Origin of the sequence: Lentzea guizhouensis, from assembly GCF_001701025.1 — a bacterium.
GTDB lineage: Bacteria > Actinomycetota > Actinomycetes > Mycobacteriales > Pseudonocardiaceae > Lentzea > Lentzea guizhouensis.
The window spans coordinates 7,018,608-7,045,538 of the sequence record NZ_CP016793.1; the positions used below are offsets into that span (position 1 = coordinate 7,018,608).

A 26,931-nucleotide genomic window follows, 5' to 3' on the forward strand; every position below is an offset into this window, starting at 1 on the left:
GGTCAGGCGCTCGGCACGGGGTGTGCGCGCGTCCAGTCGTCGACGCGGAAGGGCGACGAGCCGTTCACCCTAGAGGCGACGGCCGACGCGTGCTCGGCGACCTCACCCGGCAGCTGCCCGTCGGTCATGCCGAGCCGGTCGCGGTAGTCCGCCACGAAGGCCGCCGCCACCTCCTCGGCGGTCAGCGCGGGGGCGTGGTCGGCCAGGCCCGCGATGGAGCTCGTGCGCAGGTCGTAGCCGAGCGCGTCGGACACGTCCGTGATCACCGCACGGACCCGGTCGGACATGTTGACCTGCACGACCGTGCTGAAGAGCGACCCGGTGGCGGTGACGCGCTGGGCCGAGCCCACGACCTTCGCCACGCCGCCGACGTTGATGCTGAACTCGCCGGGGCAGTACTCGCCGTCCACCTCGCCGATGCGGGCGTCGACGGCACCGAGCGCGCGCAGCACCCGGACGTGGCTCTCGGCGTTGGCGGCGAACGTCGACCGGCCCGCCTGCCGGATGTCGGTGGTGCTGTCGAGGTGGTCGATCACGACGGCGCCGCTGTCGTAGGCGACCATCCGCCCGCCCGGCGAGCGGACCACGACCTCGAACCCCGCCGCACGGGCCACCTCGGTGGCCTCGGCGATGCCGGGGGAGCGGAGGTCGCGGCCGCTGAACGCGACCGTGGGGCCGTGGGGCACGTAGACGTGGACGAGCTGCGACCACGCGGGGCCAGGTGTGCGCAGCAACAGGGCCGGGATCACCAGCTCCGTGACCGCGTCGCCCGCGCTGCCGGACACGAGGAGCCGGGGGTGGTCGAGGTTCTCCGCTGGTGGCACGACGGTGATTCTCGACCACGACCCGGCTCGTCGCTCACAGGAGTGCCAGGAACTCCGCCCGCGTGCGTTCGATGCGGGTCCCCAGCTCGAGCACCGGCGGGCTCGTGCCGCCGGAGAGCTCTGCGCGGGCGACCGTGCGCGCTTCCTCGAACTGGGTGCGCAGCAACGTCCGCAGCCGCTGGTCGAACTCGCTGCCCCGGGAGTCGCCGATCGACGCCAGCTCGGCGGCCGTGATCATGCCGGGCATGTCGTGGCCGTCGTGCAGGTCGGTCTCCTGCCGGCCGGCCCGGGTGAGCAGCTCCCGTGCCCTGGCCAGCTCGGTCCGGTAGCCGGTCACGACCTGGTCCGTGACCGGGCGCAGCGCGGAGTCCTCGCGGCGCCCGGCCAGCTCCAGCACGGCGAGCGCCGACTCGTTCTGCGGGATCACCAGCTCCAGGAACGCGAGGTCGGTGGCGGTCGGCCCGGCCTGCGGGACAGGGGGCTCGGCGACTGGAGCGCCGCAGGCCGTGAGCAGGACCGCTGTGAGCGGGACCGCCGCGAGGAGGAGCGTTCGCACTACGGGCGGCCGTCCGGGCCGCACTTGACGATCCGGTTGATGCAGTCGCGCACGCGCTGGGCCATCTCGGCCTCCGGCCACGCGTTGAAGAAGTCGCCGTGCATCGTGAACCCGGGACCGGACGAGAGCTTGAACCGCGCCGGGTCACCGCTCGCGGGGTAGCGCAGCACCTGGCGCAGCTTCGGCACCGGGACCGGGTGCGTGGCCGGGCAGTCGCCGGCGACCGGGTAGGCCATGTGGCTCTTGTGGTCGGCCGAGTCGAGGTCCTTGCCGTTCCAGCACTGCGGGAAGTCCAGGTAGGACTCGATCATCGTGCCGGCCGGGCAGTTGACGAAGTCCTTGGACGCGCCGACGTGCCCGGCGTGCAGGCAGGACCAGCGCGAGTTCGTCGTGTTGTCCGGTGCGGTGGCCTTGGCGTTGCCGGCGACGATCCGCAGCCCGTACGGCAGCGGCTGGATGCGCTTGGTGACGTCGTCGCGCACGCCTTCACCGAGGTAGTAGAACGTCGTGCCGGTCGGTTCGACGGGCTGGCCGTCGACCAGCAGCGTGGGCACCCAGTACGAGGACAGGTCCTTCTTGGGGTTGCACGTGCTGGTGGCCTTGCCGAGGCTCTCGACGTCGCTGTGGGCGTTGGTCGAGACGTTGCCGAAGAAGCTGTGCATGTGCGAGACGCCGGGCAGCTTCGGGAAGACGATCGGGTCGTCGGGCAGCCGGTGCGTGAACGGGCACTCGGCGACGAACTCCGCGACGCGCACGGCGCCCGGCGGGATCGGTTCCTGCGGCGGCAGCTGGGCGGCCGGCTTGGTGGTGGCCGGAGCGGTCGTCGGCGCGTTGGTGGTGCCCGGCGTTCCCGGCGCGGCGGTCGTGGGGTCGGCCGTCTGCTGGGAGGTGGTCGTCGTGGTCGTGGTCGTGCTCGTCGAGATCGCGGCCGGTGGCGGCTTCGGCGGGGAGAAGAACATCGCGTTCGCCGTCACCGCGGACGCGGCGACGCCGGCCACGGACAGGACGGCGATCAGGACGCGCCTCCGCATCCTCGACGGGGCAGGGGCGTGGGTCATCGAAAGATCCTTTCGGGCAGGGTCGGGTGACACAGGTGGAACGGAGAGCCGGCGCGGGCGTCTCAGCCCGCGTCGCGGTAGGCCTCGCCGGCCTGGTTCGGGGTGCCGCCGGGGGCGTAGAGGCCGGTGCCGGGCTTGTCGGCGGGCAGCGCGAACCAGGCGTAGCGCTCCAGGTAGGGCAGGCCCTCCATCATCACGGCGGACCCGCGGGCGAACGCCGCGAGCTGGGCCTGGGTGGGGTAGCGCGGCGTGCCGGTGGAGAAGTCGATGAGCGAGTACTCGGTGAGCCACACCGGTTTGCCGTACCGGGCGTGGACCGCGTCGAGGTAGTTCTTCAGGTGCCCGACGGCCGCCGCGCTGAAGTCGGAGCCGTACCAGTGCACGGTGATGAAGTCGACGCGCAGGTTCCGTTGCGCCGCACCGGTCATGAACCGGTCGAGCCAGCCGCCCGGCTTGTCACCGCTGTGCGCGACGGCGGGGCTGCCGAGCCGCAGCCCGGTCGCGGCGAGCTTGGGCCACAGGTCGAGCGCCTGCTCGGGCGTCATGTTGGCCTGGTCGGGGAAGTCGGGCTCGTTGAACCCGAGCAGCACCTTGCCGTTGGCCTTGGCGCGGGCGATGGTCGCGTCGTCGGTGAACTTCGCGCCCCAGATCATCGGTACGAACTCGACGTTCGGCGGCGTGGGGACGCCGTCGGGGTGCACGGCCCAGTTGTAGTACCAGCTCGCCCGCACGTCGGTGAGCGCCTTGCCGACCCCGGTGAAGTTCCAGGTGCTGACGCCCTTCTTCGCCGACGCCGTGACGGTCTTGGCCGGCGGTGGAGGAGGCGGGGCGGCGACGGTCGTGGTGGTCGTCGGGGGTGCGGTGGAGGACGAGACCTCGCTCGTGGTGGGAGGCGTCGTGGTCGGGGTCTGCGAGGTGGTGGCGGAGATCGGCTGGGCGAGCGGCTCCTCCCGTCCGGGCAGGACGGCGACCACGATGCCGGCGGCGACCACCGCGGCTGCCGCGGCGGCGATGGGCTTCACCAGCGCGCCCTGCAGGAACACGCTGAACTTGCCGGTCGTGACCGGGGCCGCGGTCGCCTGGGAGATGCTGACCTGCGTCCCGATGAGCGCGGGCTGGTCCACCGTGAACAGGGCGGGCAGCGGCACGAGCGGCAGCCGGGCGATGAGCCCTTCGACCGCGGCGAGGTCGTACCCGCACCGCTCACACCTGGCGCAGCTGCGACTGTGCCGGGCGATCCGCTTGCGCCACAACGGACTCGGGTCACCGTCCCAGTCCGCGATCACCGCTGCCAGCTCGGGACAGCGCGGCTGGCGTTCCAACGTCCGCACCACGATCCGCGCGGCATCGAGCTGGGCCTTGACGCGTTGGACGCGCACTGCCGTGTGCTGCGGGGTCAGCTCGAGTGCGTCCGCGACCTCCGTGCGGGTCAGCCGCCCAGCCGCCTCCAACCACCACAACGACAACAGCTCGCGCTCGTCCGCGCTCAACCACCGCGTGGCCGCGACGACCTCCCGCCGCTGCCCCGACAGCTGCAACCGCATGATGGTGAGGTCGACGAAGTCCGCACCGGGATCGGCCAGGTCCTCCAGCACCTCCCCGGTCACCGGCACCCGCTGCCGTTCCCGGTGCCGCAACCGGATCTGGTTCATCGCGATCACGACCAGCCACGACCGGAACCCGGCCGGATCACGCAACGACGACAAGCCGTGCACCGCCCGCAACATGGTCTCCTGGACCACGTCATCGGTGTCCGCGTGCCCACCGAGCGCGTGCCCCACGATGTTGTAGACCAGCGGCAGGTACCCGCTCACCAGGTCGTCCAACGCCCGCTGGTCGCCATCCCGCGCGGCCACCACCGTCGCGACGCCGGGTTCCTCGGCCACCGCCATGCCCACCTCACTTGCCGGTCCAGGGTCCTCTGACCAGGAGATGTCCTGGGGAGCCGGCGATAACGGAAAAACTTCGGCGACTTTTCCGGGCGCTCGGTGGGGGCCGGGCTCGGGGTGCCGACGGGCCACCCTACGGGGCGCGGCGGGGGTGGTGAAGGGGGCGCGGGCGCGGTGCGGGCGCCGTGAGGGTGCTGCGACGGGTTCGGCGGGCTGGTGCTGAAACGCCCACCTGCGCCGCCGTGCCGCTCCGCCGTGCCGCCCTCCCGACCGTGCCCGGCCGCCCTGTGCGGTCCAGCCGCGCAGCCCAACCGTGCGGTCCAGCCGCGCCGCCCTTCCGTGCCACCCAGCCGCGTGCCTGCTGGGCCCAGGCCTCCCACCGCGTTACGATCCCCCCGGCGAGTTCCACGCCCAACCTCCTGACCGGGTGCCCACGCCGCCCGGCGTCGCGGAGGCAAAGGGGACCTGCGTGCCTCGGGACGTCGTCTTCGTCATGCCTGGACCAAGGCTGTCGTGGCATCTGGGTGCGTGGGGTTCGGGTGTCTGTGGCGACGGCCGAGGAGTTTGGTGATGACGTCACGCAAGCAGCTCAAAGCCCAGGTCCGCGCCCGCATGGCCAAGACCGGTGAGCGCTACACCACCGCGCTGGGCCACCTCACCGGTGCGTCGGCGGTAGGCGGGTGGACGTTGCGCGGGGGCACGGATCCCGATGCGGCCGGGCTGACCGCGATGCTCGCCGCGAAGGACATCGGCAACCTGACCGAGGCGCTCGTGTTCGGCATCGGTGGTGGGATCGGCGCGGGCTACATCCTGTGGGAGTTCAAGCACGACAACGGCCGGCACGTCACGATCGGCTTCACCAACTCGTGGCAGTACGTCACCCGCCGCACCGAGAAGGTGCTGACCCGGCTCGGCATCAAGGCCGAGTGGCACCGATCAGCACCCAAAGCCGCGCAGAGGTGGCTGACGGACCGGCTCGGCACCGGTGACGCCGTCATGGTGTGGCCCGACCGCTACCAGATCGGCTACTGGGACCTGCCCGAGGCCCTCGACGGGCACGGCGGGCACCCGGTCGTGGTCTACGCGACCGCGGGCGATCAGGTGTACCTGGACGACCGCAACCTCACGCCGCTGACGGTCGCCCGCGAGGACCTGGACCGGGCCGTGGCGCGGGTCGGCAGCTGGAAGAACCAGGCGCTGGTGATCACCGACGAGAACCGCGAGCCCGATGTCGAGCGAGCGGTCCGCGAAGGGTTGCGGGACGTCGTCGAGCACCTGTCGCAGAAGTCCGACTCGTTCTCGTTGCCCGCGTGGCGCAAGTGGGCGCGGATGATGACCGACGAGAAGGCCGCCAAGGGGTGGCCGAAGGTGTTCGCCGACGGGCAGGGGCTCGACCTCGCGTTGCAGAGCGTGCGGGAGGGGGTGGACGGGCGGTTCGGGGTCACCGGCGGGAACCTGCGGCCGTTGTTCGCCGACTTCCTGGAGCAGGCCGGGCACTCCGGGCAGGCGCCGCGGTGGCGGGAGATCGGCGAGATGTGGCACGCGTTCGGGGAGATGACCGAGTTCGCGGACATGGGCAAGCAGCTCACCGAGCTGCACGAGGCCGAGACCGACGCGATCGCCAAGCTCAAGGCGGTTGTGGACTGACCGGGGAGACGGGACGGGGTGTCCACCCCCGTCCCGTCCACGAGATCAGCCGAAGCAGGCGCCGAACGAGACGTTCACCTGCGTCGAGGTGATGCTGCGGCCCTTCTCCGAGGCGACGAACGCGGCCACCGCGCCCACGTCGGCCGTCGTCGCGGCGCGCTTGAGCGGGGAGGCGTCGATGATGCTCTGCCTGGCGCCGTCCATCTCCGGGCCTTCCGGGAACGAGTCGACCAAGCCGCCGGTCAGCAGCGTCACAGTGCGGATGCCGTGCGGTGCCAGTTCCACCGCCCACTGCTTGCGCAGCGACTCGACGGCGTCCATGCCGATCTGCACGTTCCCCATGCCGGGGTAGGTGTTGGCCGCGTCCGACCCGCCGAAGAACATCAACAGGCCGGACTCCTGCTTCACCATGTGCCGGGCGGCGGCCTTCGTGGTGATCAGCTGGGTCGTCAGCGCCCTGGTGACGGCGGCGGCGAAGTCGGCCGTCGGGATCTCCGCCAGCGGCTGGAAGATCGCCGCCTGGGTGATCACGTTGACCGAGATGTCCACGCTGCCGGTCTTCTCCACCACGGCGTCGAGGTGGTCGTTCACCGCGGCGGCGTCGAGCGCGTCGACCACGGCCGTCTCGGCCTGTCCGCCCGCGGCGCGGATCCGGTCGGCGACCCCGTCCAGCGTCGCCGGCGTCCGGCCGGCCAGGAACACCCGCGCGCCCTCGGCGGCGAACGCGGTGGCCATCGCGCCACCGACCGTGCCGCCGCCCCCGTAGATCACCGCGGTCTTGTTCTCCAGCAACATCTCCTGCTCCTCTCGTCGCCGAGAAGGCTAGGAGCCGGGCACCGGGGTCCACATCGGTCACGTGACTGGCGTGCGACCGGTCGCACTCCGGTCAGGTAAGTCGTCCGAGCCCGAGCTGCGCCAGTTCGATCCGCCGGGTGACCCCGAGCTTCGGGTAGGCGCGGTAGAGGTGGTGGCCGATCGTGCGCGGGCTGAGGAACAGCTGGGCGCCGATCTCCTTGTTGCTCAGCCCCGTCGCCGCCAGCCGGACGACCTGCACCTCCTGCGGGGTCAGGTCCTTCAACGGGTCGTCGGCCACGGGCGACGAAGGCCGTTCACCCAACGCGGTCAGCTCGCTCGTCGCGCGGGCCTCCCACGTCGCCGCGCCGAGCCGGGAGAACCCGGTCAGCGCGGCGGTCAGCTCGGTGCGCGCCTCGCCCCGGCGCCGGCGGCGGCGCAGCCACTCGCCGTACAGCAGCCGGGTCCTGGCCAGGTCGAACCGGCTGTAGTGCAGGTCGAGCGCCGCCCGGTAGTGCTCCTCGGAGTCCTGCAGCACCGCGTGGCAGCGGTGCAGCAACGCCGTCGCGACCGGACTGTCCACGTGCGCCGCCCACCGTTCGAACCCGGTGACCTGGTCGGCGACCTGCTCCGGCCGGCCGTCGCGCACCGCGGCCTCCACCAGGTCGGCGACGGCGCGGATGGGAAAGTCGTACCTCGCCGGCCCCGTGCACACGGCGTGCAGCGCGTCGAACGCGGCGCCGTACCGTCCCGCGGCGAGGTCGAGCAGACCGAGGCCCCACGACGTCAACGCGACACCGACGGCGTGCCGTCCTTCCAGCACCGGCAGCACCTCGGCGGCCAGCGCCCGGCACCGCTCGTCGTCGCCCGTCACCGCCGCGAGCCACACGGACGTCGCGCGCAGCACCGCGACCTCCACGTCCATCCCGAACTCGGAGCTCAGCGCCACCGCCTCGGCCAGGCAGGTCTGCGCCGTCAGGAAGTCACCGCGGAACGCCTGGGCCAGCGCCACGACCTCCTGCGCGTACGGGATCCACGTCAGCGCCCCGCTCGCCCGCACCTCCGCGAGCATCAGCTCCAGCACCGCGACCGTCTCCGCGTCCTCGGCGAGCATCAGCCCGCTGAACCCGGCCACGACCCGGTGGACGAAGTCCCCGCCCGGCTCTCGGCCGGCCTTGAGCGCGTCGCGCAGCGGGCCTGCCGCGTGCTCCGGCCGGCCGGCGAGCACGTCACCCCAGCTGATCTGCGCCTGCGCGGACGCCCGCAGCGCGAAGTCCGTCAGCCGCAGCTCGCCCATCAGCCGCCCGCCCTCGGCGACCAGGTCCAGCGCACCCGCGTCCCGGCTCCGCGCTCGCCATGTCGCCGCGAGTGCCCGCGCGCGACGTCCGCTCGTACTCGATCTGGCCGCGCAGCAACGTCGCGTCGGCGACCAGAGCCGGGTCGGTGGTCAGCGACGTGACCTCCACGGCCAGCCGCGCCGCCCGGTCGGGTTTGCCGGCGTCGTAGGCGGCCAACGCGGCCTTGGCGATGCGCCGGGCCTTGAGCGCGGGGTCCACGCTCAGCCGCCCGCGGTCGTACGCGCGGACACGGCCATGGCGCCACCACGGCGTTCCGCGCGCAACGCCGTGCGTTCCAGCTCGGCCGCCACCGCCTCGTCCGGTTCCGTGGTGGCGGCCGCGAGGTGCCAGGCCCTGCGGTCCAGCACGTCCGGCGTGGTGAGCGCGTCGGCGAACGCCCGGTGCACCGCGACCCGCTGGTGGTGGGTGGCGCACTGGTAGGCGGCGGCGCACGAGCGGGTGCCGGAACGCCAGCTCGGAGTCCGCCACGCTGATCAGCCCGCGTGCTCGGCCGCCTCCAGGTCGGAGGTGTCCGCCCGACCGCCGCGCGACCCGCAGCACCGTGTCCATCCCGGCGAACCGGTCGGCCGCCGCGACCAGCAGCACCGACTGGCACGCCGGCGGCAGGCCGACGATCTGCTCGCGGAACTTGTCCTGCACCGCCGCGTCACCGGCAGCGGCCCGACCTGGTGCGCCGGCTCCGCCGCCGTCCGCTGCGCCGCGAGCCGCGCCGCCCCAGTTCGAGCAGCGCCAACGGGTTCCCGCTCGCCTCCTCCAGCACCCGCGCCCGCATCGGCGCGGTCAGCCCCGGACTGTGCCGGTCGAGCAACCCGCCCGCCGCGTCCGGCGACAGACCGGCCAGCCGCAGCTCCTCGACACCGGGCGTCGCGAACGGCACCGCCGTGTCGCGCACCGCGAACAGCATCACCACCGGGTCCGCCTGGAACCTGCGCGCCGCGAACAACAACGTGTCCGACGACCCGCGGTCCAGCCACTGCGCGTCGTCCACCACGCACAGCACCGGCTGCTCGGCTGCCAGCTCGGCGAGCAACGTCAGCGTCGCCGCCCCGATCAGGAACGGCGTGGCCGAGTCGTCGCTCAGCCCGAACGCACCCCGCAGCGCCGCCGCCTGCGGGCCGGGCAGCAGGTCGAGCCGGTCCAGGTACGGGTACAGCAGCAGGTGCAGCGCACCGAACGCCAGCTCGGCCTCGGACTCGATGCCGACCCCGCGCAACACCCGCATGCCCTGCGCCGCGGCCACCGCGTGGTCCAGCAACGCGGACTTGCCGATCCCCGCCTCACCGCGCAGGACCAGCGCCGCGCCGCGTCCCGCCGACGCCTGCCCCAGTGCCCGCTCGACGTGGTCCCGCTCGCCGTCCCGGCCGACCAACATGGCACGAGAGACTAGCCGCCGTTGTGCTGCGTCGAAGGCGAACGGCTGTCGCGGACCGGTCCGCGACAGCCGTTCGCGCGGTCACCTCAGGTCGTACGCCCGGATGACCGTCTGCTCCACGGACCCGGCGCCGTCGCCTGTCTTCGCCTTGAACGACACCGACTTCGAGCCCTTCGGGTGCACCACCGGCAGCAGCCACCGGTCACCCGCGCGCACCGGCGTGGCCGGCTGCCACGTGCCGCCCTCGTCGAACGACACCTGGACCTCCGGCGTCCGGACGTCGGTGACCGTGCCGGCGGTGCCGTTGCGCTCCACCGTCACCGGCACCACGAGTGCGCGCCCGGCTACCGCGCGGTTGTCGTCGTCCAGCTTCGGCGCGAACCGCACGGCGAGCAACGGCACGTGCTGCGGGTCCGGTCCGCTGACGTGCCCCGAGGTGAACGTCCAGTCGAGGACCTGGCGGGTGCTCACCGAGCCGGGGGTTGTCGTCTCGACGTGGAACCGGAACTCGCCCTGCGCGGCGGGCACGTCGGCCTGCAGGAAGCCGGCGCTGGAACTCTCCGCGAGCGTGGAACCGTTGTGCGACAACGTCGACCGGCCCTCGTGACCGAGCATGCCGATGCCGATGTTGCCGCCGGACTGGGTGAACACCGGCACGTCGAACCGGAGCTCGTCACCCGTGCGGGAGGCGTTGCTGCCGAAGAACCTCTTCGGCTGGGACGGGCCGAACACCGCGGTGTTGTGGTGGTCGGTCACCGCCTTGCCGCGCTGGAACGTCCGCTGGGGCGCGTACTGCACGCTGTACCGCTCGAAGCCCTGCCCGAGCGTCCGGAACTCGGTCAGCGACGACGCCCACGGCACGCCGGGCGTGTAGAGCCGTTGCAGCCGCAGCGGTGTCGGACCGGCGGCGCCACCGTCCAGCTGGGCGATCGCGCCGGGAACCCGTGCGCGCACCACGGTGTCGACGGTCGCGAGGTCGCGGTCGAGCACCGTGCGCCGCACGTCCTCCGGCACCCGGCCGCGTTCGGTGACCGCCACCCGGTACTGGTAGGGGCTGCCGAGGAAGCGGCCGTTGCCGTCCGGGCGCGCCTTCACCGCCTGGACGGTCCACTCGAAGTCCGGTGAGGACGACTTCGACGGCTGCACGAGCACCGTGCTGTTCCTCGGCGCGACGTAGTGCATGTTGGTCGACCCCCACGCGGTCTTCGAGGCCGACCCGACCGACCACTCGACGTCCGCGGCGTCGGGCCGTTCCACGTCGATGCCGGCGGGCTTGCCGGCGCGCGCGTCCACCACGACCTCGGCAGGCCCGGTGACCTCGAAGCGGGGCTCGATCACGACCGTCTGCCTGGTCGTGCCACCGGTGGTGGTGACCGGTCCGGCGCTGAAGGTGTAGGTGCCCTTCGGCAGGCGGCGGGTGACGGTGCCGGACGGGTCCGAGCCGCCGGGGTCGAAGGCGCTGTACTCGAGCGGCCTGGCCAGGTCGGTGAACCGGTAGGGGCTGAACCGGACCGGCTCGCCGTCGTGACCGATGAACGTGAGCTTCACGTCGTGGGCCTCGGCCTGCTTGTCCACCCTGACCGGGATGCGGATCCCGTTCGACGCGACCAGCGCCGCCGTGTGGACCTCGTCCGGCACGTCCACCCGCGTGTCGGCGGTGAGCGTGGCGTCGGCGGTGCCGCCGGCGGGAACGGTGATCCGGGCGGGGGACACCGTGAACAGCTGCTGCTGCCCGTCGATCTTCAGGTCCAGCGTCACCGGCGCGGTGCCGGTGTTGCGGTAGCTGACCTCGCGGGTGATCGGCTGGTCGTCGTCGTGCGGCCACAGCGCCGTGCCCAGGCTGAGGCTGCCGACGCTCGTGGTCACCTGCGCGGACACGGCCGCGGCCACGTCGACCCGGCCGGCGCCCTGCTCGTCGGCTTCGTTGACGTCGTTGGGCCTCGCGCTGTTCATCAGCGCCGCCTTGACGTCCTGCCCGCTCCACGTGGGGTGCTGCGCGGCGATGATCGCCGCCGCGCCCGCCACGTGCGGTGCCGCCATCGAGGTGCCGGACGCCGCCACGTGCCCTTCGCCGACCGGCGTGCCCATCGAGCCGTTCGTGGCCTTCGCCGCCGCGATGTCCACGCCCGGCGCCGTGATGTCCGGCTTGAGCGCGCGGTCCTTGCGGCCGCGCGAGGAGAACGGCGCGAGCTTGTCGCTGCGCTCGACCGCGCCGACGGTGAGCGCGGCGTCGGCGGCCGCCGGTGACCCCACCAGACCACCGGTGTTGCCGGCCGAGACGACGAACAACGCCCCGGTCTGCGCGGAGATCCGGTTGAGCGCCACCGACACGACGTCGTCGCCGGCGCTCTGGGACTGGTCGCCCAGGCTCATGTTGACGATCTTGGCCCTGGCGGCGGCCCACTCCATGCCGGCGAGGACGCCGGACTCGGTGCCCTCACCGTTGTCGCCGATCACCTTGGCGTTGACGATCTTCGCATCGGGTGCGATGCCCTGGTACTTCCCGGCACCGGTGATGGTCGAGGCGACGTGCGTGCCGTGGCCGTGCATGTCGTCGGTGGTCGGGCTGGTGGTGAAGTTCTTCTCCTCCACCACGGCGCCTTCCAGGTCCGGATGCGTCGCGTCGATCCCGGTGTCGAGCACCGCGACCGTGACGCCACCACCGGTCAGTCCCTGCTCCCACGCCTGCGGCGCACCGATCTGCCGGGCGCTGCGGTCCAGCGACGCCGTGACCTTGCCGTCCAGCCAGACCTTCGTCGTGCCGGCCGCCCTGGCCGCGGACCAGAACCGCCCGTTCTTGGGCGTCTGCACGGCGTTGAGACCGGTGCCCTGGACGATCAGCGGCGTCGTGTCCCGGCCGCGGTCGTCGTAGCCCCACCTCGCCAGCAACGAGACGTCGAACAACCGCGGGTCGAGCACGCCCGCCGCGATCTGCTCCTCGGCGTCGGACGGCACGACGTGCAGGCCGCCCCGCACGTCGGTGTGGGTGCGGAACCCGATGCCGTCCCTGCCCTCGCCCCGCACCGGCCGGACCTGGCCGTCCACGACCTCGATCCGGTCGCCGGTGACGAGCGTGACCGTGGTCGTGAGCCCGGAGTGCGGGCGCTCGGCCGGCTTCCCGATGGCTGCCGGGACGGGCACGGCCGCGGTGGCGAACACCACCGCGGCCGCGATCCCGGCAGCGCTGTGCCTGCGTTTCAACGCGAACCCCCAGTTCTGTGTCAGGTGACCGAAGTCCTCCCTCTGGGCAAGACCACGTCATGAGCGGGTTCGTGCGCTGCACGGGCGCGAAAGCGGGACCGGATCACGGTCCGGCACACGGATTCGGTCGGATGGAGCAGGTGTTGCGGCTCGGCGCAAAGGCTTCTTCGCCCGCCGGACTCGCTGTTAGCTTCCGTGCTTTCCGGGCTGTGCAGGCAAAAAGGGGAGTGCTGGGGTGCCGAGGAGCTTCAACAGGACCGTCAACCGGGTCGTGGCCGCCACCGCGGTGGCGCTGTCGGTCGTCGTCGCGACCACGCCCGCGGCCGGTGCCGCTGACCAGGAGTTCATCTACTCGGGCCAGGACTACGGGTACGCGGGGGCGACGTTCGACTGGACCGGGCGCAGCTCGGTCGGCAACATCGACCTGCTCGTGTCGGACTGGGGCTGCGACGCGAAGCCGGTCTACGCGTACTTCCTGTTCTACAACGGCGCGCTGGTCCCGGACTCGACGCCGACGCGCCGCTACGACCACTCGGGGTGCGACAAGGAGGACTATTCCTCCTACAACAACCTGACGTGGTCGATCAGCGGCGACTCGATCACCTACATGGGGGTCGTGGTCTGCCGGGACGCGGTGAACGGCCCGTGCAAGGTCGGCGGGCTCTCCGGGCGCAACCCGCACGCGTGACCGGAGACGACGGTCCCCGTGCCGCCGCACGGGGACCGTCGTGGGTCGGCGCGCCGGTCAGAAGTTCTTGTTCGCCGTGACCCAAGGCGGTTTCGAAGCCAACCCCGACGGGCTCAGGACGTACTCGCGTGCCGTCTGGTTGTCGTTGAGCACCATGTCCAGGAACTGCACGACCGTGGTCATCCCGTCGACCAGCTGACTGCCGGTGATGAACCCGACGTGCCCGGCCTGCGGGTGGCGGGCCAGCACCGACGGAACGGTCGCCAGGTCGTGGTTGGCCTGGTTGTTGGCGTAGGCGACGTCGCTGGAACCGCCGTCCATGAACAGGGCCGGGGTGTGCAGCTTGCCGAGCTCCGAGCGCGGGTAGCCGAACGCGCCGTCGGCGAAGAAGCCGCTGTTGAGGGAGGCGGCGGCGGAGACGCGGCGGTCCTGGGCGGCGACGAGGGCTTCGAGGCCACCGCACGAGTGGCCGGCGGTGGCGACCCTGGTCAGGTCGAGGCGCTGGTGCAGGGCGGCGCCGGAGCGGGTGTGCTCGCGCTCGGCCCACGTGATCGCGTCGGTCAGCAGTGACGGGATGGGGGAGCCGCTCGGGACGCCGTTGGGAGACCCGTCGGCCGAGCCCGTGTTCACGACGACGAAGCCCTTCGAGGCGACGAACGTGAGGATCCTGGTGACCTCGCTGTTGTTCGTGTGGGCGCAGGCGCCGTTGCCGAACGCCAGCACCGGCAGCGGGCGGTCGATCGACTGCGGGGACGACGGCCGGAACACGGTGAAGCGGTTGTCGCCGTACGCGCCTTCCCTCGTCACCGGGTGGTTGTTCTCGATCATGGGACGGCCAGGGGCCGGCGTCGTGGTGGTGGTGGTGGTGGTGGTGGTGGTCGCGGGCGCGCCGGTGCACGCGGTTCCGTTGAGCGAGAACGCCGTCGGCGGAGTCGAGCGCGAGCCGGACGAGGCGTTGAAGCCGAACGACACGCTCGCGCCGGTTGCGATGGCGCCGTTCCACGTCGCGTTGACGGCGGTGACCCGGGCGCCGGACTGGGTGTGCGATCCGTTCCACGACTGCGTGACCCGCTCGTCGCCGGGGAACGTCCACGACAGGTGCCAGCCGTTCACCGGGTCGCCGAGGTTCGTCACGACCGCGGCGGCGGTGAAGCCGCCCGGCCACTGCGAGCCGATCGTGTAGTCGACCCGGCACGCGGGCGCGGCCGACGCGGACTGCGAGCCGATCAGGGCGGCCGACGCGACGAGCGCGGTGGTGGCCAGCAGCGCTCCGAGCCGGGACACGCGGAAACCGTCAGCGGACAAGGGTCTGCTCCTCGGCTCGACACAGGGCTGGACACGGTTCGACGGTGTGGGAGAGGCGTGAGGGCCCCTGGAATCCGACCCCGCGCAGGGGCCCTCACGCCGTCCGATCAGGCGACCCGGCAGGAGACGCTGGGCCTGTTCTGGTTGCCGCCGTGCATGATCGTGAAGCCGAACGTGTTGCCGTTGCCGTTGGGGCGTGCCGTCATCACGTTCGCGCTGTCCCACGTGGCGCTGGTGTTCCAGGTCGCGATGACCCGCTGGGGCGAGCTCACCGTGACCGTGACGATCCAGTTGTCCGTGCCGGACACCGTCACCTGGCCGTTGAAGCGGTCAGGCCAGCTCTGGCCGTCCGCGTACGTCGCCGTGCAGCCCCCGCCGCCGGGGTTGGACGTGGTCGTCGTCGTGGAGGTCGGCGGCGTGGTGGTGCCGGTGCCGCTGTTCAGGGCGTTGAGGACCGAGGTGTACGCGGCCTTCTTGTTGCCGCTGCCGTCGAACAGCAACGGGGTGCCGGACGCGCGCCACGAGTCGGTGTCCCGGATGCCCCACACCGTGATGCCGGTGCAGCGCGACACGGCCAGGCAGGCCTGCGTGACGCCCTGGTACTGCTGGGCCTGGGTGCTGCCGGAGCCCTCGATGTCGAGCTCGGTGATCTGCACGTCCACGCCGAGGTTGGCGAAGTTCTGCAGAGTGGTGTGGTAGTTGGACGGCACCGGGTTGCCGCTGTTGAAGTGCGCCTGGAAGCCGACGCAGTCGATCGGCACGCCGCGGGACTTGAAGTCCTGCACCATCCGGTAGACGCCCTGGGTCTTGGCGTGCGACCAGTTGTCGGTGTTGTAGTCGTTGTAGCAGAGCTTCGCGCCCGGATCCGCCGCCCGCGCCGCGCGGAACGCGGCCTCGATCCAGTCGTTGCCGGTGCGCTGCAGGTTGGAGTCACGCCGGCCGCCGCCGCTGCCGTCGGCGAACGCCTCGTTCACGACGTCCCAGGAGTGGATCTTGCCGCGGTAGTAGGTGGCGACCTGGGTGACGTGGTTGAGCATCGCGTTGCGCAGCGCCGTGCCGGACATGTTCTGCATCCAGCCGGGTTGCTGCATGTGCCAGGCGAGGGCGTGTCCGCGCACCCGCTTGCCCTGGTTGCGCGCGTGGTTCACGATCCGGTCGGCGTTGCCGTAGCTGAACTGGTTCTGGTTCGGCTCGGTCGCGTCCATCTTCATCTCGTTCTCGGCCGTGACCATGTCGAACTCCCGGTTCAGGATTCCGACGTAGGTCGAGTCGCCGAGCTTGTTCGCGGCCACCGCGGTACCGAAGTACCGGCCGCTCTGCTGGGCGGCCGCGGCGAGGGTGGAGGCCGCTCCACTGGCGGGTGATGCCGCGAGGACCACGGCACCCGCGGTGGCGGCGACCAGGGCGGACGCCAGTGCAGCCCGTGCGACTGACTTCGCTGTCAGCGTCATGTTTCGGCGCTTTCTGAAGAGCACCCGCGCAGGGGCGGGTGGAATGGGTTCGAGTTGTTCTGCCCGGTTCGGGTGACGTGGATTGCGCCAAATCCGCAGCACCCGAATCCGAACTCCTCGCAGTATTGACCGAAATCATTCCGCCGATCAAGGTTTCGTTTCAGGATGGTGAATCCTGTGTCGAACGCGCGTCGAACGCCCGGTTGAGCTGCTCTGTTCGGGGAATGTTTCGAAACTTATTTTCGAAACATTGAGCTGAGGAACCGCGCGGCGTTGCGTTCCTTCTCCGCGAGTGCGAGGAGAAGTGCGGAGGCGCGGGTGAGGTGGTCCGGGTCGCCGGTCTCTCCCGCGGCTGCGACGTGGTGTGCGACCTCGGTCCAGAGCGGGGCGATCTCGGCGTAGAGCCGGTGGCCGTGGTGGAGGTTCTCGTCGTCGAGGACGGCGGCGGCCTCGGCGAGGAAGTCGCGGTACAGGACGCGGAACAGGGAACCGCCGGTGCCGCCGCGTTCCATCAGCGTCGCGGCCAGCGGCAGGTCGCGGGACGGGTCGGCCGACCGGTCGAGCCACCCGGTGACCTGCCTGGCCGCCTTGGCGATGCCGCGGTGGCCCAGGTTGGCGATCGGCGGGTTCAGGAACGTGGTCGCGTTGGCGGAGATCGCGTTCCTGATGGCGTCGCCGAGGTTCCGCGGGCCGGTGGAGCCGGTGATCGTGAAGGAGAGGTTGCGGGCGGTCATCGGGCCGCGTTCGGCGCGGGCCTGGTGCAGGCTCTGCAGGGTGGTGCGGACGGCTCCGCCCTGCTGGGCGGTGTCGACCAGGTAGGCGTGCGTGTCGTCGTAGCCGTACATCGCGACGAAATGGCCTCCGAAGTGGACCTTCGTGGTGAAGTGGTCGAGGTGGTAGGAGTCCAGCTGCAGGCCGACCGGGTGCCCGGCGGCGAGTGCGTCCGTGACGTTCCGCCAGGCCTTGCGAGGTGAGGTGGTCTCCTCGGCGTGCAGGGCGAGGCCCAGCCGTCCGGTCGCGGTCCTGGTGAGGGCGCCGGGTTTGACGCGGCCGCCGAGGAACGGGAAGTCCATCCTCCTGCTGTCCCAGTAGACGAAGCCCAGCCCCTCGCCGAGACCGAACAACACCGGTTCGGACAGCTCGATGCCGTTGTGGCGCAACAGGGCACCGAGGGTGGTGGTCTCGCAGTGCACGCCGCCGGGGAACTCGACGTTCTCGATGAGCATCGGTGCAGCCTCGACCCTCTCCCCGTGTGAGGGTCAACCGCCGGTGACCGACAGGGTCAGACCGGCGTCGGTGACCGAGACGACGGCGTGCTGCCCGCTTTGGAGCTCACCCGCGAGCAGCGCGCGGGACAGGCGCCGGTCGAGCTCCCTGGCGATGGTGCGCCGCAACGGCCGGGCGCCGTACTCGGGGGCGTACCCGCGTGCCGCGAGCCAGTCGACGGCCTCGTCGGTCACCTCCAGCGTGATATCCTTCTCCCGCAGGCGTTCGCGGGTGCGTTCGAGCAGCAGCACGGTGATCTGCCGCAGCTGCCGGGCGTCCAGGCCGCGGAACAGGATGATCTCGTCGAGCCGGTTGAGGAACTCCGGCCGGAAGGTCCGGCCGACCGTGGCCATCAGCGGTCCGCGCAGCTCCTCGACCTCGACCCCGGAGGCGGCCGCGGCCAGCAGCTGGTCGGCGCCGATGTTGCTGGTCATGATGATGACGGTGTTGGCGAAGTCAGCGGTGCGCCCCTGGCCGTCGGTGAGCCTGCCCGCGTCCAGCACCTGCAGCAGGGTGTTGAAGACGTCGCCGTGCGCCTTCTCGATCTCGTCGAGCAGCAGCACCGAGTACGGCACGCGGCGGACCGCGCCGGTGAGCTGGCCGGCCTCGCCGTAGCCCGCGTACCCCGGCGACGCGCCGATCAGCCGCGAGACGGTGTGCTGCTGCGAGTACTCGCTCATGTCGAACCGGATCAGCCGGTCCTGCGCACCGAACAGCGCCTCGGCCAGCGCCCGCGCGACCTCCGTCTTGCCGACCCCGGTCGGCCCGAGGAACAGGAACGACCCGACGGGCCGGTGCGGGTGCTTCAACCCGGCGCGCCCCTGCCGCACCGCGTCCGCGACGGCCTCCACCGCCTCCTCCTGCCCGACGATCCGCTGGTGCAGGTGTTCCTCCAGGTGCAGCAACCGGTGCCGTTCAGCCTCGGTGAGCTGCGCGACCGGGATGCCGGTGCTGCGCGACACCACCTCAGCGACGTCGTCGGCCCCGACCTCCGGTGCGTTGGCGAGCGCCACGAGCGCCGCGTCGAGCTCCGCGACGGCCCGGTCGAGCTCGTCGTCGATGGTCAGCGCGTCCTCGGCCGGTGCGGCCGCCCGTTCCCGTTCCAGCCGTTTGACGCGTTGCTCGAGCCGCACCGGATCCTGCGGCATCGGCGCCTTCTCCCGCAACCGCACCCGCGCGCCGGCCCGGTCCACCAGGTCGACGGCCTTGTCCGGCAGGAACCGGTCGGTCACGTACCGCGCCGACAGCTCCACCGCCGCGGTGATGGCGTCATCGGAGATCCGCACCCCGTGGTGCAGCTCGTACCGGCGGCGCAACCCGTGCAGGATCGCGACCGCCTCCTCCGCCGACGGCTCACCCACCAGGATCGGCTGGAACCGCCGCTCCAACGCCGCGTCCTTGCCGATGTGGCGCCGGTACTCCTCGACCGTGGTGGCCCCGATGACCTGGATCTTCCCGCTGGTGAGCACCGGCTTCAGCATGTTCGCCGCATCCATCGGCGCCCCCTCGGCACTGCCCGCCCCCACCACGGTGTGCAGCTCGTCGATGAACAGCACCACCATCCGGTTCGACGCGGCCACCTCGTCGAGCACGCCTTCCAGCCGCTCCTCGAACTCACCCCGGTACTTCGCCCCGGCCACCATGCCCGCGAGGTCCAGCGACACCACCCGCCGGCCGCTCAACGTGGCCGGCACGTCCCCGCTCGCGATCCGCGCCGCGATGCCCTCGACGATCGCGGTCTTGCCCACCCCGGGATCACCGATGAGCACGGGGTTGTTCTTCGTGCGCCGCGACAGCACCTCCAGCACCTCGTCGATGACGTCCTCACGCCCGACGACCGGGTCGAGCAAGCCCTCCTTCGCCGCGGCGGTGAGGTCGCGCCCGAAGTGGTCGGTCCTGCGGGTGGCGGACCGCGGCTGGCCGAGCCCGCCGAACAGCTTGCCGACCAGGTCCTCGAACGAGTTGGACCCGAAGCCGAACACCCAGTCGTCGTTCACGCGTGCCACCTCCTGGCGGGGGTTCCGGGGCTTACGTGTTGATCCTCCCCCTCGGCGGGGCTGGGCACAGGCTGGTGGGGGAGTTCAGCCGGTTGCTCAGGCGCGGGCACCCGGTTGGCGGGCAGGCCGGTGGGCTGAGGGGGTGCGGGCGAGCTGGTCGTGGCCGGGGAGATCGTCGAGTTGTCGTTGCACACGGGCGGCCTCGTCGCCGCGGCCTTGTTCCCGGTACATCCGCAGAGCTTCCCGCCACGCGGCACGAGCGCGGCCGTGGTGACCGAGGGCGGCATGTGCATCGCCCACCAGGGCCAGGTTCTCGGCCACGTGGTACGTGTCGCCCATGTCGCGGTGCAGTGCGATGGCCGCCTCGTAGTCGCGGACCGCCTGGTGGTGATCGCCGGTGTGATGACCGATGTAGCCCATGGTGCTGAGGATCGCGGCCTCACCTTCGCGGATGCCGTGCTCGCGGCACTGCTGGAGCCCGATCTCGCAGTCTTCGGACGCGCGGTCGTAGTCGCTGGTGAAAGCGGCATAGCAAGCGGTGAGGCACCGTGACAACGCCGCCTCCACGGGGTCGCCGAGCAAGCGGTGGACGTCCAAGGCCAGGGTGGCGTGGTGCAACGCCTTGTGGTTGTCGCCCGCATGCCTCCACGTCCACGCGAGCGCCCGGTGGTTCCGGCCCCGGTTGAGGAGGTCGTTGTGGTGTTCTGCCAGGACGAGTGACTGGTTCAGGTGCTCGACCGCCTCCTCGAACCGCCCGACGTTGACATAGGCCATGGCCATCAGCCGACGGGTGAGGATGTCGACGGCCGGCACGTCGAGGTGGCGGCTGGCCGCCAGTGCGGCCCGCGTCGCGGTGAGCCGGTCGCGGTGGTGTCCTCGCCGGTTCTGGTACGTGAACAAGGCCCAGGCCATCTGCCACACGATCGGGTGCCACCGGCGGGTGACGGCGGTGTGCTGGGCTGCCAGCAGGTTCGGGTGTTCGGTGTCGAACCAGTCGAAGGCCGCTCGGGTGTCGGCGAGCGCGAGGGGCCGGGAACCGGTCGCGGGCGTGTGCAGGTGGACGGCTGGACGGTGCGGATCGAGAACTCGTTCGCCGGTGTAGGCGGTGTGCAGGTAGAAGTCGACCACTCGCCTCAGCGCCCTCTCCCGCACCTCGTCGGGCAACCGGCGGGCGGTGTCGGCGGCGTAGGCGCGGACCAGGTCGTGCATCGCGTATCGGCCGTGCGGTCGTCGTTCGAGCAGAGATGCTTCTTCCAACGCCGACAACGCTTTGCGTGCGCCGGTCGGGGACAGGCCGGTGAGAGCGGCGACGGCGGGCAGGGTGGTGTCGGGGCCAGGGGCGATGCCGAGCAGCCCGAACACCGTGCGCCGCGCCTCGGTGAGCCGGCGCAGGGAGTACGACAGGATGGTGGGCAGGCTGGCGTCGGGGGCGTCGGAGTCCAGGGCGTCCAGACCCAGTTCGCGCAGGTCGTCGACGATGTCGCCGGCGAGGCCGGAGTTGCTGCGGATGCGGGCGGCGACCAGGCCGAGCGCGAGTGGCAGTCCGCCGCACAGGCCCGTCAGCTCGGTGACCACGCGCTCCGCCACGACGGCGGGAGCGCCGCCGAGCGCGCCGTCCAGCAGGGTGCGGGCTTCGGTGCTCGTGAACACGTCGAGGTGGACGGGGTGGGCGCCGTGGCGGGCCAGCAGAGCGGGGAGCCGGTGGCGGCTGGTGACCAGGACGGTGCACGAGTCACCGCCGGGCAACAGGGGGACGACCTGTTCGGGGGTGGCGGCGTTGTCCAGCAGGACCAGCATCCGCTTGCCGGTGGTGTGGGTGCGGTAGAGCGCGGCGCGGGCGTCGAGGTCCTGGGGCTGGCGGTCGCGGTCGACACCGAGGGCGGCGAGGAACTCGGCCAGCACGTCGGCCGCCTGCTTGGGCTCACCGGGGCTGAAGCCGCGCAGATCCACCCAGAGCTGCCCGTCGGGGAAGCGGTGCAGGTTGCGGTGGGCCCAGTTCAGGGCGAGCCAGGTCTTGCCGATCCCGCCGGTGCCACCGATCGTGGCGACCACCGCTGTCGCGCCCCGTCCGGCTTCGGCCGGAGAACCGCCGGTCCCGGTGACGAGAGCACGGTCCAGTTCGGTCAGTGCGCTCACGCGCCCGGTGAACAGCCCCGGCACGGCAGGTAGCTGCAGGGGCACCACCGGTGGTTCGCCCACCTGTGCCGTCGTCGTGGACAGGGCCGGGTCGGCGGCCAGGATCCGCCGGTGCAGGTCCCGCATCGGCGCGCCGGGATCGGTGCCCAGGTCCTCGACCAGCTGCTCCCGCAGCCGCCGGTAGTGCTCCAACGCATCGGCCGCCCGGCCGGCGCGGTACAGGGCGACCATGTACTGACCGGCGATCCGCTCGTCCAACGGGTTGTCGGCGGCGCGCGCGGACAACCCGGACACCAGGTCCTCGCCGTGTCCCAGCCGCAACAGGGCGTCGGCGAGGTCGTGCTCGGCGTTCAGCCGCTTCTGGTGGAGCCGGTGGCGTTCGGTCGCGGACCACTCGCCGTCGAGTCCGGTCAACGCCTCCCCACGCCACAGACTCAGCGCTTCCTCCAGCAACGCCACGACCTGCCGGTCGTCGCCGGTGCAGGCTCGGGCACGCGCGCAGAGGTCGTGGAACAGGTGGAGGTCCACCACCGACCGCCCGGCCTTCAGCGTGTAGCCGCCCGCCCCGCGAACGAGGTGTGCCGCATCCACCGCGGCCAGCACCTGGCGGAGACGGGACAGGTAGTTCACCAGCGTCGCCCGAGCCCGTTGCGGCGGGTGGGCACCCCACACCCGTTGGGCCAGGACGTCCACCGAGACGACCCGGCCGACGTCCACCGCCACCGCGGCCAGCACACATCGCTGCCGTGCCGGACCCAGATCGATCCCGCGGCCGTCCACGAGCACGGCCACTTCCCCCAGCAGCCTGACCTCCACCACTTCGCCGCACCCCCCAGCCGCGACAAGCCCCCATCCGCGTGGGTACCAGTGCGGACCAGCGACTGTGGGATTTCGAGGCGGATTCACACGTTCGGTCGCGCACGGTTGTCATCGCAGGCGGCCGGCACTGGTCCGGTCGCCACGGGACAGATCCGAGAGGGGAACTCATGTCTGCCAAAGCAGCGATGACAGGACTCGCGGTGGCGGCCGCCGTCCTGGCGGCACCACTGGCCGCGACGCCGGCCCAAGCTCAGGCCCGGCCCGAGGTGGGCATCACCGCGTCGGGCTGCAACCACCAGGTGTGCCTCTACACCGTCTACACCGGCTCGGGCTACCAGGCGTGGGCGGAGTTTACGGTGGACGTGGCCAGGGGCCACATCGACTTCCGGGGGCCGGGCCTGAGGGCCAGCTCGCCCGACGGGCCGTGGAAGGCCCGCATCGACACCCGGCGCTACCCGGGCAGCGGCAGCGGCAAGGTGTGCGCCGAGGGCTGGTCCTACCACAGCGGCCGGTGGCACTCGATCGGCCTGCCCTGCGTGACGATGTGAGCGGGTGAGGATCCGGCGCTCATCCCGTCGGTCCACGCCACGCCCACGAGAGGACAGGAGGACACCATGTCCATCACCGCAGCGGTGACGAGCGCCGCTCTGCTCGCGACGTTGTCGGCGCCGCTCCCCGCCACCGGGCCGGTCGAACCGGATGCGGCCTCGGCCGGGTGCACCACCACGCACTGCCTCGAGATCGAGCGCACCGGCACGGACTACACGACGTGGGCCTGGTTCACCCAGGACATCGCCCTGGGCTACTTCCGGCTGACCGGGCCGAACCTGAACGTCACGACGCCCGTCAAGCGGTGGCGGGCGGGAGAGGAGACCCAGCACTACACCCGGCCCGGCCGAGGACAGGTGTGTGCCGAGCCTTGGACCTACCACAGCGGCCGGTGGCACTCGCACGGCATGAGTTGCGTCAGGTTGTGAGTGCGGCGAGCGGTCGTCCCGTCCGGCTGGTGCCGGACGGGACGATCCCGTTCCACCCCACGGCGTTCGTCAGGTCAGAACGCGTGGAAGTCCTTGGCCAGCAGTCCGAACAACAGGTCATCGGTCCACTCACCCTTGATCCACGTGTTCTCGACGCGATGCCCCTCCTGCCGGAAACCGAGCCGCTTCAACAACTTCACTGAGCGCTCGTTCCGCGCGTCGCACTCAGCGGACACCCGCCGCAGGCCCCGGTCCTCGAACAGGTGCCGCACCACCCGCCCCACCGCCTCGAAGGCAAGACCCCGACCCTGGTGCGCGGGAGCGAGCGTGTACCCGATGTCCGCCTGCATCAGGTTCTCGTGCGTGTTGACGCCGATGTCGCCGATCAAGGCACCGTCGAGGTCGACCGCGTACTGGAACCAGCCCGGTGCGGCCGGGTCCGTCATCTCCGCGATCATCCGTTCGGCGGCCTCCACCGGGTACGGCGTGTCCCACCCCTGGTACCGCGCGACCTCCGGGTCCGACCGGTAGGCGGCGAAGGCCTGGGCGTCGCCGGCGCGGAACGGTCGGAGGGTGAGGCGGGCGCTGGTGAGGATCACGACGACAGGCTAGCCACCTGGCTGCTCAGACGTTGAGGTAATCTGGATGATGAGAACATCTGGAACCGAGGAGCGGCGATGGTGAGGCTCACGAGGGCGCAGCAGCAGGCGCGGACCAGGGCGGCTGTGCTGGCGGCGGCGAAGGACGAGTTCACCGAGCACGGGTACGCGCTGGCGAAGGTCGACCGGATCGCCGAGCGGGCCGAGTTGACGCGGGGGGCGGTGTACTCGAACTTCCCGAGCAAGCGGGCGTTGTACCTGGCCGTGCTGATCGGGCTGGTGGAGCAGGGCGCGCCGGCGGAGGTGTCACCGGCGTCCAAGGTCGATGCGCTCGGGGTGTTCGCGCGGGTGTGGCTGGAGCGGTTGCCGTTGGCCGGGGACTCGGCGTCGGGTGGGCGGCTGCAGTTGCGGTCGTTGAGCGGTGTGCTCGACGAGGCGCACGGGGCGGTGCTGGCGCAGGTGGCGCGGCTGGAGGCGGTGTTGCTGGCCGTTGCGCTGGAACGGGGTGGGGGCGCGCGGCAGGTGCGGTTGGCGGAGCTGGTGTTGACGATGCTGGACGGGGCGGTGCACCGGGCGGAGACGTCGCCGGGGTTCGGGGATCCGTTCGACGTGGCGCACGCGTGCCGGCACCTGGCGCAGATCGATCTGGCGGACACGTGGGCGCCGCCGCACCTGCCGTACGTGGCGCCGGCGCGGGCGTGCACCGAGTCCTGGGCTGCGCCACGAGGGCTGGTCGACCTCATCGGAGGGGAGGAGGCCGACCTGCGAGAAGGGGTCGTCGCGGTGTTGGGGGCGAACAGGCTCGGGGCGGCCGAGGAGGCGGTGAGGTCCGGGGAGCTGGTCACGCTGGTCGTGGTCACGGGGGAGAAGGAGGAGACCGGGCGGCTCATCAGGTTGCGGCTGACCGATCTGGTCCGGAGCCTGCGCAGGGTGTTCGCGGCCGACGCCTGGCAGCGCGTGCGGCTGGTGCTCGACGAGGACGCGGAGGTGGCGAGGGCGATCGGGCTCCAGGCCGCCGGCGACGACACGGAAGTCGCGGTCAGGGTGCATGACGGGGTGGTCGTGGCGAGGGCGCAGGGGCGGGGAGCCGGGCACGCGGTCGGGGCGGGAAAGCGGGCGACGTCATGACCGTGCTGCACGCGTTGCGGTGTGTCGGTTCGACCGATGTCGGGCGGGTGGCGGCGTTCACCGGCCTGGGGGAGTCCGAAGTGGAGTCCGAGCTGATCGACCTCGCGGTGGCGGGGCTGGTGACGCACCACAAGGGGTTCGGCGGCTGGCAGCTGACCGAGGCCGGCAAGGCGGCCGACGCCGAGCGCACGGCAGCCGAGCTCGACGCGGCCGGGACGAGAACCGCGCTGAAGGAGGCGTTCGAGGACTTCCTGGTGCTCAACCCCGAGCTGCTCGACCTCTGCACGGCGTGGCAGGTGCGGCAGGTCGACGGCGTCATGACGATCAACGACCACCGCGACGCCGCGTACGATGACCGCGTCGTGCGGATGTTCGCTGACTTCCACGAACGCGCGGTCGTCGTCATCGGGGAGCTGGCCGCCGCGGTGCCGAGGTTCGGGCGCTACGAGACGCGGCTCGGCACCGCGCTCGCCCGTGCGCGGGCGGGGGAGCGGAAGTACCTGGCCGACACCATCGCCTCGTTCCACACGGTGTGGGCCGAGCTGCACGAGGACCTGCTCGCGACCCTGGGGATCCAGCGGTGGACCACCTGAGGCACGTCACGGCCGCGCTCGACGAACCGCCGGAGGTGGTGGGCGGCAAGGCACACGGCCTGGCGCTGCTGCACCGGCTCGGGCTGCCGGTCCCCGAAGCGGTGGTGATCACCACCGAGGCGTGCCGCGCGTTCCTCCGCGACGGCAGGCTGCCGGCCGGGCTGGCGGCAGAGCTGACGGCCGCCGTCGCGGGCATGTCCGTGGTGTCGGTCCGCTCCGGAGCCGCCGTGTCGATGCCCGGCATGATGGACACGATCCTCAACGTGCGCCCGGAAGCAGTGGAAGACTCTGTGAAGGCCGTCTTCTCCTCGTGGAACACGCCCCGCGCGCGGACCTATCGCACGCTCCACGACATCCCGCACGACCTCGGCACCGCCGTCATCGTGCAGCGGATGGTGTTCGGCGACCACGACGACCGCAGCGGCACCGGCGTCGCCTTCAGCCGCGATCCCAGCACCGGCGAGAACACCCCGTTCGGCGAGGTCCTCTTCGGACACCAGGGCGACGCCGTCGTGTCGGGCCGGGAACTGACCCTGCCGCTGCGCGAGCTCACGCACGAACCCGAGCTGTGGCAACAATTGGAAGACGCGCTCACCCGGATCGAACGCCACTACCGCGATGCCTGCTACGTCGAGTTCACCTTCGAGTCCGGCGTGCTGTGGCTGTTGCAGGTGCGGCCCGGCAGGTTCACCGGCGCCGCCGCCGTCCGCCTCGCCACCGACCTGGTCGACGAAGGCGCGATCACGAAGGAGGAAGCCCTGCTCCGCGTGTCACCGCAGCACCTCCGGCACGTCCGCACGCCCAGGATCGCGCCCGGCGCGGAGGTCGTGGTGCGGGGATTGGGCGTCTGCCCCGGGGTGGCGACGGGCCGGGTGGCGCTCACGGCGGACGAGGCCGTCCGGATGGCGGGACCATCCGTTCTGGTCCGGCCGGAGACCTCGCCCGACGACATCCGCGGGCTGGCCGCGGCCGCCGGAGTCGTCACGGCGCGCGGGGGACCGGCCAGCCATGCCGCCGTCGTCGCACGGTCGATGGGCAAGCCCGGCGTCGTCGGGGTCGGCCGTCTCGACCTCGCCGCGGGCACGCTCGTCACCATCGACGGCACCAGCGGCGAGGTCGTGCTCGGCACGCCCGAGATCGTCACGACCGCCGCCGACACCCATCTGCACCGGTTGCTCGAGTGGGCGGACGAGGTGTCGGGCGATGATTCCGAACGCCCCGAGACCGAACGCCTCGAGGCCGCGCAAGCCGTGCTCCGCCGGTAGCTCACGGCTG

The 26,931-nt window shown here is 71.8% G+C and carries 23 protein-coding genes; 7 read left to right on the forward strand and 16 right to left on the reverse strand.

All coding sequences use genetic code 11. The features are described from left to right. Positions 1-2 precede the first annotated feature (2 nt). The 4 genes from BBK82_RS34010 to BBK82_RS34025 all read right to left on the reverse strand — a co-directional run bounded on the left by BBK82_RS34010 (position 3) and on the right by BBK82_RS34025 (position 4,330). Entirely contained in the window at positions 3-824 is an 822-nt protein-coding gene (locus BBK82_RS34010) for a lipoyl protein ligase domain-containing protein (RefSeq protein WP_065918641.1), read from the reverse strand. Between the two features lie 34 nt (positions 825-858). Further along, the gene (locus tag BBK82_RS34015) at positions 859-1,380 is read right to left on the reverse strand and encodes a DUF305 domain-containing protein (RefSeq protein ID WP_065918642.1); all 522 of its coding nucleotides are present in this window, start codon (positions 1,378-1,380) and stop codon (positions 859-861) included. Continuing rightward, entirely contained in the window at positions 1,380-2,438 is a 1,059-nt protein-coding gene (locus BBK82_RS34020) for a DUF1996 domain-containing protein (RefSeq protein ID WP_218920414.1), read from the reverse strand. The genes BBK82_RS34015 and BBK82_RS34020 overlap by 1 nt, the downstream gene beginning before the upstream one ends. 62 nt (positions 2,439-2,500) lie before the next feature. Continuing rightward, positions 2,501-4,330 carry a sigma-70 family RNA polymerase sigma factor gene (locus BBK82_RS34025; RefSeq protein WP_065918643.1) on the reverse strand — a complete coding sequence of 610 codons (1,830 nt, stop codon included), beginning with the start codon at positions 4,328-4,330 and terminating at the stop codon, positions 2,501-2,503. A 567-nt stretch (positions 4,331-4,897) separates the two neighbouring features. Between BBK82_RS34025 and BBK82_RS34030 the strand changes: the two genes are divergently transcribed. Beyond that, positions 4,898-5,974, forward strand: a complete 1,077-nt coding sequence (locus BBK82_RS34030; RefSeq protein ID WP_065918644.1) for a BtrH N-terminal domain-containing protein — start codon at positions 4,898-4,900, stop codon at positions 5,972-5,974. Between the two features lie 45 nt (positions 5,975-6,019). On the opposite strand, the gene BBK82_RS34035 is transcribed toward BBK82_RS34030, so the two are convergent. The 6 genes from BBK82_RS34035 to BBK82_RS34045 form a co-directional block, all read right to left on the reverse strand. Further along, a complete protein-coding gene (locus BBK82_RS34035) occupies positions 6,020-6,769 on the reverse strand; it encodes an SDR family NAD(P)-dependent oxidoreductase (protein WP_065918645.1) in 750 nt (249 codons plus the stop codon). 91 nt (positions 6,770-6,860) lie between these two features. Then, the gene (locus BBK82_RS50850) at positions 6,861-8,063 is read right to left on the reverse strand and encodes a helix-turn-helix transcriptional regulator (RefSeq protein ID WP_154697653.1); all 1,203 of its coding nucleotides are present in this window, start codon (positions 8,061-8,063) and stop codon (positions 6,861-6,863) included. Continuing rightward, positions 7,996-8,322, reverse strand: a complete 327-nt coding sequence (locus BBK82_RS53035) for a hypothetical protein (protein ID WP_218920415.1) — start codon at positions 8,320-8,322, stop codon at positions 7,996-7,998. The genes BBK82_RS50850 and BBK82_RS53035 overlap by 68 nt, the downstream gene beginning before the upstream one ends. Before the next feature lie 2 nt (positions 8,323-8,324). Continuing rightward, positions 8,325-8,510, reverse strand: coding sequence for a hypothetical protein (locus BBK82_RS53040; RefSeq protein ID WP_218920416.1), 186 nt, complete (start codon positions 8,508-8,510; stop codon positions 8,325-8,327). Positions 8,511-8,770: 260 nt separating this feature from the next. Then, the gene (locus BBK82_RS53045) at positions 8,771-9,496 is read right to left on the reverse strand and encodes an AAA family ATPase (RefSeq protein ID WP_218920417.1); all 726 of its coding nucleotides are present in this window, start codon (positions 9,494-9,496) and stop codon (positions 8,771-8,773) included. A gap of 81 nt (positions 9,497-9,577) precedes the next feature. Continuing rightward, a complete protein-coding gene (locus BBK82_RS34045; protein WP_065918646.1) occupies positions 9,578-12,697 on the reverse strand; it encodes a S8 family serine peptidase in 3,120 nt (1,039 codons plus the stop codon). Between the two features lie 235 nt (positions 12,698-12,932). On the opposite strand from BBK82_RS34045, the gene BBK82_RS34050 reads away from it, so the two are divergent. Then, a complete protein-coding gene (locus tag BBK82_RS34050) occupies positions 12,933-13,385 on the forward strand; it encodes a hypothetical protein (RefSeq protein WP_065918647.1) in 453 nt (150 codons plus the stop codon). Positions 13,386-13,442: 57 nt separating this feature from the next. Here the strand turns inward: BBK82_RS34050 and BBK82_RS53050 are convergent, their stop codons facing one another. From BBK82_RS53050 to BBK82_RS34075, 5 genes are all read right to left on the reverse strand, one after another. Further along, positions 13,443-14,690 carry a cellulose-binding domain-containing protein gene (locus BBK82_RS53050; RefSeq protein ID WP_218920418.1) on the reverse strand — a complete coding sequence of 416 codons (1,248 nt, stop codon included), beginning with the start codon at positions 14,688-14,690 and terminating at the stop codon, positions 13,443-13,445. A gap of 107 nt (positions 14,691-14,797) precedes the next feature. Further along, positions 14,798-16,141, reverse strand: a complete 1,344-nt coding sequence (locus BBK82_RS34060; protein ID WP_065918649.1) for a glycoside hydrolase family 10 protein — start codon at positions 16,139-16,141, stop codon at positions 14,798-14,800. A gap of 236 nt (positions 16,142-16,377) precedes the next feature. Beyond that, positions 16,378-17,367 (reverse strand): BtrH N-terminal domain-containing protein, encoded by a 990-nt coding sequence (locus tag BBK82_RS34065; RefSeq protein ID WP_065918650.1) that lies wholly within the window; start codon positions 17,365-17,367, stop codon positions 16,378-16,380. 33 nt (positions 17,368-17,400) lie between these two features. Further along, the gene (locus BBK82_RS34070; RefSeq protein WP_237047716.1) at positions 17,401-19,404 is read right to left on the reverse strand and encodes an ATP-dependent Clp protease ATP-binding subunit; all 2,004 of its coding nucleotides are present in this window, start codon (positions 19,402-19,404) and stop codon (positions 17,401-17,403) included. Between the two features lie 96 nt (positions 19,405-19,500). Beyond that, positions 19,501-22,359 carry an AfsR/SARP family transcriptional regulator gene (locus tag BBK82_RS34075; RefSeq protein ID WP_335617998.1) on the reverse strand — a complete coding sequence of 953 codons (2,859 nt, stop codon included), beginning with the start codon at positions 22,357-22,359 and terminating at the stop codon, positions 19,501-19,503. 167 nt (positions 22,360-22,526) lie between these two features. Between BBK82_RS34075 and BBK82_RS34080 the strand changes: the two genes are divergently transcribed. Together BBK82_RS34080 and BBK82_RS34085 are read left to right on the forward strand one after the other, a co-directional pair. Continuing rightward, positions 22,527-22,907, forward strand: coding sequence for a hypothetical protein (locus tag BBK82_RS34080; protein WP_154697654.1), 381 nt, complete (start codon positions 22,527-22,529; stop codon positions 22,905-22,907). A gap of 66 nt (positions 22,908-22,973) precedes the next feature. Beyond that, entirely contained in the window at positions 22,974-23,336 is a 363-nt protein-coding gene (locus BBK82_RS34085) for a hypothetical protein (protein WP_065918653.1), read from the forward strand. Positions 23,337-23,410: 74 nt separating this feature from the next. Here the strand turns inward: BBK82_RS34085 and BBK82_RS34090 are convergent, their stop codons facing one another. Continuing rightward, positions 23,411-23,935, reverse strand: a complete 525-nt coding sequence (locus BBK82_RS34090) for a GNAT family N-acetyltransferase (RefSeq protein ID WP_065918654.1) — start codon at positions 23,933-23,935, stop codon at positions 23,411-23,413. A gap of 78 nt (positions 23,936-24,013) precedes the next feature. Here BBK82_RS34090 and BBK82_RS34095 point away from each other — a divergent pair, with 78 nt between their 5' ends. The 3 genes from BBK82_RS34095 to BBK82_RS34105 are packed head-to-tail and all read left to right on the forward strand — an operon-like array spanning position 24,014 to position 26,921. Beyond that, positions 24,014-25,063 (forward strand): TetR/AcrR family transcriptional regulator, encoded by a 1,050-nt coding sequence (locus BBK82_RS34095; protein WP_065918655.1) that lies wholly within the window; start codon positions 24,014-24,016, stop codon positions 25,061-25,063. Beyond that, entirely contained in the window at positions 25,060-25,656 is a 597-nt protein-coding gene (locus BBK82_RS34100) for a transcriptional regulator (protein WP_065918656.1), read from the forward strand. Before BBK82_RS34095 ends, BBK82_RS34100 begins: the two co-directional genes overlap by 4 nt. Further along, positions 25,644-26,921: a PEP/pyruvate-binding domain-containing protein gene (locus BBK82_RS34105; RefSeq protein WP_065918657.1), complete on the forward strand. Its 1,278-nt coding sequence runs from the start codon at positions 25,644-25,646 to the stop codon at positions 26,919-26,921. Before BBK82_RS34100 ends, BBK82_RS34105 begins: the two co-directional genes overlap by 13 nt. The last annotated feature ends 10 nt before the right edge of the window (positions 26,922-26,931 follow it).